General features: G+C 74.5%; 8 protein-coding genes. 3 read left to right on the top strand and 5 right to left on the bottom strand.

The features are described from left to right. From thpR to infC, 5 genes are all read right to left on the bottom strand, one after another. A partial coding sequence (thpR, locus tag GJV82_RS18890; protein ID WP_318657840.1) for an RNA 2',3'-cyclic phosphodiesterase occupies nt 1-448 on the bottom strand: 448 nt, incomplete at its 3' end. After that, nucleotides 445-1,314, bottom strand: a complete 870-nt coding sequence (locus GJV82_RS18885; RefSeq protein WP_155100288.1) for a TrmH family RNA methyltransferase — start codon at nt 1,312-1,314, stop codon at nt 445-447. The genes thpR and GJV82_RS18885, both read right to left, overlap by 4 nt. 56 nt (nt 1,315-1,370) lie before the next feature. Further along, nucleotides 1,371-1,757, bottom strand: coding sequence for a 50S ribosomal protein L20 (gene rplT, locus GJV82_RS18880; RefSeq protein WP_024840664.1), 387 nt, complete (start codon nt 1,755-1,757; stop codon nt 1,371-1,373). A 67-nt stretch (nt 1,758-1,824) separates the two neighbouring features. After that, complete coding sequence (gene rpmI, locus GJV82_RS18875; RefSeq protein ID WP_024840663.1) at nt 1,825-2,019, bottom strand: 50S ribosomal protein L35; 195 nt, start codon at nt 2,017-2,019, stop codon at nt 1,825-1,827. A 25-nt stretch (nt 2,020-2,044) separates the two neighbouring features. Beyond that, nucleotides 2,045-3,148 carry a translation initiation factor IF-3 gene (infC, locus tag GJV82_RS18870; RefSeq protein ID WP_318657841.1) on the bottom strand — a complete coding sequence of 368 codons (1,104 nt, stop codon included), beginning with the start codon at nt 3,146-3,148 and terminating at the stop codon, nt 2,045-2,047. Between the two features lie 443 nt (nt 3,149-3,591). On the opposite strand from infC, the gene GJV82_RS18865 reads away from it, so the two are divergent. From GJV82_RS18865 to GJV82_RS18855, 3 genes are all read left to right on the top strand, one after another. Beyond that, on the top strand, nt 3,592-4,056 hold the full coding sequence (locus GJV82_RS18865; protein ID WP_024840661.1) for a Fur family transcriptional regulator: 465 nt from the start codon (nt 3,592-3,594) through the stop codon (nt 4,054-4,056). A gap of 104 nt (nt 4,057-4,160) precedes the next feature. Then, entirely contained in the window at nt 4,161-5,675 is a 1,515-nt protein-coding gene (locus GJV82_RS18860; protein ID WP_155100287.1) for a catalase, read from the top strand. Nucleotides 5,676-5,824: 149 nt separating this feature from the next. Next, complete coding sequence (locus GJV82_RS18855) at nt 5,825-6,187, top strand: DUF1844 domain-containing protein (RefSeq protein WP_024840659.1); 363 nt, start codon at nt 5,825-5,827, stop codon at nt 6,185-6,187. Nucleotides 6,188-6,298: the final 111 nt, after the last annotated feature.

Here is a 6,298-nt window from a genome sequence, read left to right as displayed (position 1 = left end):
GCGCGCGGCGCTGCGCCTGGCGCGCCCCGGCCGCCGCGCGCGCCACGGTGAGGTGGGCGCGCCGGCGCGGACGGCGGTCCACGCGGACGCCGACGTCCCCGGCGGCCTCGGCGACCGCGACGCTCAGGTCGTGCAGGGCGTCGGCACCGTCGCCCCCGACCCCCACCCACAGCACGCGTCGGTCGAACACGCCCGCACCGCGCAGGCTCAGCGAGAGCGGCGGGACGTCGCGCGCGACCGCCTCGAGCGCGTCAGCGAGCTCGGGCACCGCGCCCTCGGGCACGTCCCCGAAGAACGAGACGGTGAGGTGCCACGTCTCGGGCGCGGTCCACCGCACGAGCGGGGCGCCGTCGGGCCTCCGCGCCTCCTGCGCGTGCGCGTCCGCCAGCGCGAGCGCGAGGTGGTCGAGGGCGACCGCCCCCGGGTAGAGCGCCGCGAAGAGCCTCACGCCGCGCCGCGCCGGGGGCGGTGGGCCCGGCTGGACGCGTACAGGCACACGGTCGCGGCCGTCGCGAGGTTCAGCGACTCGGCACGCCCGCGGATCGGGACGCGCACCACGGCGTCGGCGAGCGCGCGGTCCTCCACGGGCAGACCCCACGCCTCGTTGCCGAACACCCACGCGGTGGGTGCCGCGAGGTCCACGGCCGGGCGTGAGGCGACGTCCGCCCCGCCCGACCCGGCCACGTCGAGCAGGTCGTCGAGGTCGAGGTCGCCCGCACCGTCCGCGGCGAGCACGATGAGGCCCGCGCCGCGCAGGGCGGCGAGCGCGTCGGCGAGGCTCACGCCCGTGACGACGGGCAGGTGGAACAGGGACCCGGCGGTCGAGCGCACGACCTTGGGGTTGTGCACGTCCACCGACTCCCCCGCGAGCACGACGGCGTCCGCACCCGCCGCGTCGGCGGCGCGCACGACGGTGCCGGCGTTGCCGGGGTCGCGGACGGTCGCGAGGACCGCCACGAGCGCGGGCCGGTCGCGGTCCGGGCGCGCGAGCGACGCCGCCACGTCCGCCAGGCTCGGCGCCTCGGCCCGGACGACGGCGAGCACGCCCTGCGCGTCCGGGCTCATCGCGGCCAGCACCTCGGCCGTCGCGACGTGCACGTGCAGCCGGGCGGCGCGCGCGTCGTCGACGATCTCCGGGTGGCGCCCGGCCGCGGCGGGCGTCACGTAGACGTCGCGCACGCGCGCGGGCGCGTGCCGGACGGCCTCGCGCACGCCCTGCGGCCCCTCCACGAGGAGCTGCCCGTGCCGTGAACGCGCCGGACGCCCGGCCAGCGCGCGGACCGCCTTGACCCGGTCGCTGCGAGGGTTCGTCAGCGTGGGGTCGAGCGGGCCGTGCGCCGTCCGGGCGTCCGTGGCGTCGTGCGCGCTGGTCAGGCTGCGGCCTTCGGCGCGTTGACGTCCTCGGGCAGCGCGTCCTTCGCGACCTGGACGAGCGCGTTGAACGCGGCCACGTCGTTGACCGCGAGTTCCGCGAGCAGGCGACGGTCGACCTCGACACCCGCGGCCTTGAGACCCTGGATGAGGCGGTTGTACGTCAGGCCCTGGGCGCGCGACGCGGCGTTGATGCGCTGGATCCACAGCTTGCGGAAGTCGCCCTTGCGCGCCTTGCGGTCGCGGTAGGAGTAGACGAGGGAGTGGGTGACCTGCTCCTTCGCCTTGCGGTAGAGGCGCGAGCGCTGGCCGCGGTAGCCGCTGGCGCGCTCGAGGGTCGTACGGCGCTTCTTCTGGGCGTTGACCGCCCGCTTCACGCGTGCCACGTGATGCTCCTTGCAGTTCGGGGCTCAGGGGTGAGCCGGTCGGTGGCGGGTCCCGCCACCTGCCGGGTCACTTGCCGAGCAGCTTCTTGATGGTCTTGACGTCGGCGGGCGAGACCACCTGGTCCTGGGCGAGGCGGCGCGTGCGCTTGGTCGCCTTGTGCTCGAGCAGGTGACGGCGGTTGGCCTGCTCGCGCATGACCTTCCCGCTGCCCGTGATGCGGAAGCGCTTCTTGGCACCCGAGTGCGTCTTGTTCTTCGGCATGACTGCCGTCTCTCCTTGTGTCCGGTCAGCCGCCTCGCGGCGGCCGACGTGTTCGGGTCCTGGCCGGTGGGCTCGGACCCCGAGCAGGGTCGGTCCGTGCTGCCGGCGTCAGCCGGCCTTGCCCCGCGGCGCCGGCTTGGGCGCCGGGCGCGGGGCGCCCGGCTTGGGCGCGCCCGGCTTGGGCGCGGCGGGCTTGGGTGCCGCAGGCTTCGCCGAGCCCGACGACGCGGGCGAGGCCGCGGGCGCCGGACGGGGCGTGGCCGGCCGCGGCGCGGCAGGCTTCGACTCCGTCGCGGGACGCGGTGCCGCGGCGGGGCGCGGGGCGGCCTTCGGCGCGGCGGCCTTCGGCNTCCGTCGCGGGACGCGGTGCCGCGGCGGGGCGCGGGGCGGCCTTCGGCGCGGCGGCCTTCGGCGCCGGAGCAGCCTTGGGTGCCGGAGCAGCCTTGGGTGCCGGAGCAGCCTTGGGTGCCGGGGCGGCCTCGGGCGTCGGAGCGGTCTCGGGCGCCGGAGCGGGCTCGGGCGCCGGGGCGGCAGCGGCCTCGGGGGCCGTCGTCTCCGGTGCCTCGGCCTCCGGCGCGTCCGTCGTCCGGGCGGCGGCGCGCTGCGCGGACTTGGTCAGACGGGGCTCCGCCTCCTGCGCGCGCTTGCGCTGCTCGCTCTTGGCGTCGGCCTTCTTCTTCACCGGGCCGAGCACCATCGTCATGTTGCGGCCGTCCTGCTTCGGCATCGACTCGACGAAGCCGAGCTCCGCGACGTCCTCCGCGAGGCGCTGCAGCAGGCGCACGCCCATCTCGGGGCGCGACTGCTCGCGACCGCGGAACATGATCATGACCTTGACCTTGTCCCCCGCGGCCAGGAAGCGCTCGACGTGGCCCTTCTTGGTGCCGTAGTCGTGCGGGTCGATCTTCAGGCGGAAGCGGATCTCCTTGAGGACCGTGTTCGCCTGGTTGCGCCGCGCCTCACGCGCCTTCATGTCGGACTCGTACTTGAACTTGCCGAAGTCCATGAGCTTGGCGACGGGGGGCCGGGCGTCCGGGGCGACCTCGACGAGGTCGAGGTCGGCGTCCTGGGCAAGGCTCAGGGCAACCTCGGTGCGGACGACGCCGACCTGCTCCCCGCCCGGACCGATGAGTCGGACCTCGGGGACGCGGATCCGATCGTTGATGCGAGGCTCGCTGATGTGATGCTCCTAGGAAGTCGTCGGTGGACCGCCCGGGACGAAGAAGGCCTCCGTCCCTGAGCGCAGGGCGGAGGCCATCAGGTCGGGCCGTCGCGGGGGACGCGACGGCCACGGCGGGTCGGACCCCCAGGGGCTCGTCCCGGACCAGGACCCGGCCTCTGTCGCGACGTTCGTCGGCGGTCGAGACCCGGGTGGGATGGAATCCACTTGCGCACTGGTACGCCCCTGCACCTCCCGGAACCGGGCGGTGCGGACGCGTACGAGTCGGTCAGTCATCAAGGATAGCAGACCTCGCGTGCCGCTCGTCCCCGCGCGGCGGTCACGACGTCCGGCGAATACCTGAGTCGATCCATCATTGGAACTCTTCCAGTTTATGTGACTAGAGTGGTGCCATGGCGACTGGAGCGACGACGACCGCGGGCTCGGGCCTCGACGACGGGGCACGACGCGCGCGCCACGAGAGCGAGCTGCGCGACCACGGCCTGCGCGTCACCGCCGCGCGCCTCGCCGTGCTCGACGCCGTGGAGGTCCAGCAGCACGCCGACGCGGACGACGTCCTGCGGGCCGCGCGCGCGGCGCTCGGCTCCGTCTCCGTCCAGGCCGTGTACGACGTCCTGCACACGCTCACCGACAAGGGCCTGGTGCGCCGCATCGAGCCCGCCGGGCACCCCGCGCGCTACGAGCGCCGGCTCGGCGACAACCACCACCACGTCGTGTGCCGCGGGTGCGGCGCCGTCGCCGACGTCGACTGCACGGTCGGTCACGCCCCGTGCCTCACGCCCAGCAGCACCTCCGGGTTCCGGATCGACACCGCCGAGGTGACGTTCTGGGGCCTGTGCCCCGACTGCGCGGACTGACCTGACCCCTCTGCCGGACCGGGCTCCCGCGCGCCCGTCCGGCACCCTATTTGCCCCGTAATGACCGGATCAGGGATCGCCCTCGCGGTCCCGGAAGGAGACCCATGACCGCCCCCTTCACCACCACGAACGCCGGTGCGCCCGTCGCGTCCGACGCCCACTCGCAGTCGGTGGGTGCCGACGGCCCGATCGTCCTGCACGACCACTACCTCGTCGAGAAGCTCGCCCAGTTCAACCGCGAGCGCGTGCCGGAGCGCGTCGTGCACGCCAAGGGCGGCGGTGCGTTCGGGACGTTCACGGTGACCAACGACGTCAGCGCGTTCACGCGCGCCGCGCTCTTCCAGCCCGGCACGACGACCGAGATGCTCGCGCGCTTCTCCTCCGTCGCTGGCGAGCAGGGCTCCCCCGACACGTGGCGCGACCCGCGCGGCTTCGCGCTGAAGTTCTACACGACCGAGGGCAACTACGACCTCGTCGGCAACAACACGCCCGTGTTCTTCCTGCGCGACGGCATCAAGTTCCCCGACTTCATCCGCTCGCAGAAGCGTCTCCCGGGCTCCAACCTGCGCGACAACGACATGCAGTGGGACTTCTGGACCCTGTCCCCCGAGTCCGCGCACCAGGTGACGTGGCTCATGGGCGACCGCGGCCTGCCGTCGAGCTGGCGCCACATGGACGGGTTCGGCTCGCACACGTACCAGTGGATCAACGCCGCGGGCGAGCGCTTCTGGGTCAAGTACCACTTCAAGACCCAGCAGGGCATCGACAACCTCACGGCCGACGAGGCCTCGCAGCTCGCGGGCTCGGACTCGGACCATCACATCCGTGACCTGTACGAGCACATCGAGGCGGGCGACTTCCCGCGCTGGACGCTGTCCGTCCAGGTGATGCCGTACGAGGACGCGAAGACGTACCGCTTCAACCCGTTCGACCTCACGAAGGTGTGGCCGCACGCCGACTACCCGCTGATCGAGGTGGGCGTCATGGAGCTGAACCGCAACCCGGAGAATTACTTCGCGCAGATCGAGCAGGCGACGTTCGCGCCGAGCAACTTCGTGCCGGGCATCGCGGCGAGCCCCGACAAGATGCTGCTCGCGCGCATCTTCTCCTACGCCGACGCGCACCGGTACCGCGTGGGCACGAACCACGCACAGCTCCCCGTCAACGCGCCGCACGCGGCCGCCGAGGGCGGGCACTCGTACGCGAAGGACGGCGCGATGCGCTACTCCTTCTCCTCGGCCACGACGCCGGTCTACGCGCCCAACAGCCAGGGCGGCGCGCACGCCGACCCGGCGCGCGCCGCCGAGTCGACCGGCTGGGAGGCGGACGGCGAGCTGACGCGCTCGGCCGCGACGCTGCACCCGGAGGACGACGACTTCGGCCAGGCGGGCACGCTCTACCGCGAGGTGTTCGACGACGCCGCGCGCGAGCGCTTCCTCGAGACGATCACCGGGCACGTGGGCGCGGTGCGCAGCGCGGACATCCGCGAGCGCGCGATCGCGTACTGGACGAACGTCGACGCGGGCCTCGGCGAGGCCCTGCGCGCCGCGCTCGCCGCGACCGGCGCCCCGGTCGAGGGCGGCCAGCCCGGCACCGCCGCGGAGCCCGTCCGCGTCTGACGACCGGCGGCCCCGCCGCCCCGGTCCGCACGTCGGCCGCCGTCCCCCGGGGCGGCGGCCGACGTCGTCCTCGGGCGACGACCGACGTCGTCCCGGGGCGGTCGCGTGCGTGGCACCGGCCCCGCGGCGCGGATGGAAAGATGGACGTCATGAGTACCGAGAACGCCGCCGTGCCCGACCCCGCCGCGGACGCCGTGCGCGACATCGCCGACGTCGCCGCGGTCGAGGTCATCACGTCCGCGGCCGTGCACCTCATGAGCGCCGCCGCCGTCAAGTGCGGCCTCGCCGAGGACGCCCAGGAGCAGGGCCACCTCGACCTCGACGAGGCGCGCAAGCTCATCAACGCGCTGGCCGCGCTCGTCACCGCGAGCGCCCCGGACATCGGCAACCAGCACGCCCGCTCCCTGCGCGACGGGCTGCGCTCGCTCCAGCTCGCGTTCCGCGAGGCGTCGGTCTACCCGGACGCCCCGGGCGAGGGCCCGGGCGAGAAGTACACGGGCGCGGTGAGTTGAGCACGCCGCCGGTCCCGCCGCCGCACGGAGCGACCCCGCCCGCGCCCCCCGGCGCGCCGGCGTCGCGCGCCGGCGGCCCGCCGTCGTTCGCCCCGGCCTCCGGCGCGCCCG

Origin of the sequence: Cellulosimicrobium composti (assembly GCF_009711085.1) — a bacterium.
In the GTDB taxonomy this organism is placed as follows: domain Bacteria; phylum Actinomycetota; class Actinomycetes; order Actinomycetales; family Cellulomonadaceae; genus Cellulosimicrobium; species Cellulosimicrobium composti.
Note: the sequence above shows the minus strand (reverse complement) of the source record. Positions and strands in the feature narration are given on the sequence as shown.

Coding starts and splice junctions, on each gene's coding strand:
- rpmI (WP_024840663.1), bottom strand. CDS start 2,019: ATGCCGAAGAACAAGACGCACTCGGGTGCCAAGAAGCGCTTCCGCATC.
- GJV82_RS18865 (WP_024840661.1), top strand. CDS start 3,592: ATGGCGACTGGAGCGACGACGACCGCGGGCTCGGGCCTCGACGACGGG.
- GJV82_RS18860 (WP_155100287.1), top strand. CDS start 4,161: ATGACCGCCCCCTTCACCACCACGAACGCCGGTGCGCCCGTCGCGTCC.
- GJV82_RS18855 (WP_024840659.1), top strand. CDS start 5,825: ATGAGTACCGAGAACGCCGCCGTGCCCGACCCCGCCGCGGACGCCGTG.